The 270-nt window shown below is 59.3% G+C and carries 1 protein-coding gene; it reads left to right on the top strand.

Going from position 1 to position 270, the window contains the following annotated elements:
- Positions 1-131 precede the first annotated feature (131 nt).
- On the top strand, positions 132-270 hold a 139-nt coding region (locus tag SB816_RS31950; protein ID WP_410548237.1), incomplete at its 3' end, for a M81 family metallopeptidase.

Below are 270 nucleotides of genomic sequence, written 5' to 3' on the forward strand. Positions count from 1 at the left end.
ATTTCAACCATCTGGTTTTCCCGAGGCTGCCGGCCATTGCCGAGGCGGCGTGGACTCCGAAGGCGCAGAAGGACTGGCTGCGTTTTTCCGCCATCGTCTCCTTGAACCCGGTTCATTGAGGGGCAGGCGAGATGCGTATTGCCGTTGGTGGTATTCATACCGAATGCAGCACCTATTCGCCGGTGCTGATGCGCCAGGAAGACTTTCGCGTTTTCCGCGGCGCGGAGTTACCGGAAGCCGAGTACTTCAATTTCCTCGGCGAAGGCGGGG

Origin of the sequence: Achromobacter sp. SIMBA_011, from assembly GCF_046535435.1 — a bacterium.
GTDB classification, from domain to species: Bacteria; Pseudomonadota; Gammaproteobacteria; order Burkholderiales; family Burkholderiaceae_B; genus Achromobacter; species Achromobacter dolens.